The organism is Collinsella sp. AM12-1 (assembly GCF_003472325.1).
GTDB lineage: Bacteria > Actinomycetota > Coriobacteriia > Coriobacteriales > Coriobacteriaceae > Collinsella.
In genome coordinates, this window is sequence record NZ_QRLS01000042.1 from 1 (window position 1) to 1,636 (window position 1,636).

General features: G+C 44.9%; 2 protein-coding genes. Both read right to left on the minus strand.

Features of this window, described 5'->3' with window-relative positions; genetic code table 11:
• On the minus strand, nucleotides 1-864 hold an 864-nt coding region (locus tag DW136_RS09785; protein ID WP_199580235.1), incomplete at its 3' end, for a glycoside hydrolase family 25 protein.
• Between the two features lie 225 nt (nucleotides 865-1,089).
• Nucleotides 1,090-1,636, minus strand: a 547-nt coding sequence (locus DW136_RS10020; RefSeq protein ID WP_158571456.1) for a hypothetical protein, incomplete at its 5' end; no start/stop codon positions are given.

Sequence of the window (1,636 nt, forward strand, 5' to 3'; positions counted from 1 at the left end):
AAGGTCGGAGGAATGGGCGGCGGCGAGCTCGTCGGCGCGAGCCCATTTATCCTCATTCGATTCGATTGTGATGTAGGCATAGTTCATATCGACGGAACCGCTGATTCCATCAACGCTACCATCACTCGCATACTGCCAAAAACTGTACTTGCCCGCGTAATCACACTGATAATTATATTGTGCGATCCAATGGTCCCATGACGGCGAATTAAACACGGGGTCGGTCAGGATATTGTTAAACCAATTTAAGTTGGCATAAATGCCAACCTTATAGCCAGCATTTATAATCCGATTGCAAAAAACTGAAGCCCTTGAGGCGATACCTCCTTGGCGACCGTCAGCAATAATCGAATTATCCTCAAGATCGTAGTAGATAGGCAGTTGTGGGCTGTGGCCCGCAATGTTGCTAATAACGAATGCCGCTTCATCTGCCGCCTGCCCATCATCCCACGCATACGAGTAAAGATAGATACCGTACGGAATCCCCAAGCGCTCACACTCAGAGATATTACGCTGGAACTGATAATCAGTTCTTCCCCCGAAAGACGGCGCACCAAAGCCAACTCGAAGAATCGCAAAATCAACACCGCTCGCCTTAACGGCATCCCAATTGATATTGCCCTGGTGCTCGCTCACATCGATACCCTGAGCAGTAACACCATCAGGTAGCCTGCTGAGCGAATACGCTGAAACTCCAGCATCTTCGGAGTCTTCTTCAGAAGTAATTGACTGACCATCTTGAAAGCGCCAAGAATTTTCAACAAGAACTCTTGAAGATTCGTCAGCAAAAGACGGTGTCGCGACAACAACCAATGACACGACCATCGCAATGATAAAGACGAACGCCCTTTTAAACTGACCCATAGCTATTCCAAATTCTCGTAACAAGCCAAAGTTAATCAAAAGTGCATTTTAGCGAATGCACATTGACGCAGACAACGCATCTGCTTAATAACAGATTTGATAAGAGACCAACATTGAGAGACAGAAATTGCCAACTTTCATAACATGCAGGGACAAACGCCATTCATTACGACAAGCCAGATCAACCAGGATAAGGGTTACAGCGAGATTCGCCAATGGCAGAGTCTATACATTGGCATGCCCCCACGAAAGGCTATCTTTATCGCGTCCGCCCCTCTTTTTAGTCCAGGAGTCAAACAAGAAGCTGTCGAACTCATAGAACGCTGTATCCCGAAAGGAAAACTGTCTATCTTCATTATTCGTGGAGATATTCACGGTGTACGGGTTATTAACCGATCGTAATTCATATTGACCAGCTCTCGCACAGGGCAACAATTGTTTAAAAACAGAGAAATTAAACGAATCATCAAGTTTAATGTGATCAACCAGATCGGGATAGTTATCTTGCTTTCGATAGTTCATAAACAACGCTAGGTTTATTGCGCATAAGCTAAAAGCATCGTTTCTAACCCGCTTTGAATAATAGACGACTCCATCAAAACCAAGCTTCTTGGCACCCAACATGAGTGACTGCGAAACAATATACTCGGATTTAAATGACCTTCCAGGCTCTTTAACGCGATATGAAGTCGCAAACATTAGAATAATCAACTTAAGCCAGCAGTGCACTTGGTGACGCATAATTTCTTTCGCAAATTGACAACCGCATAGC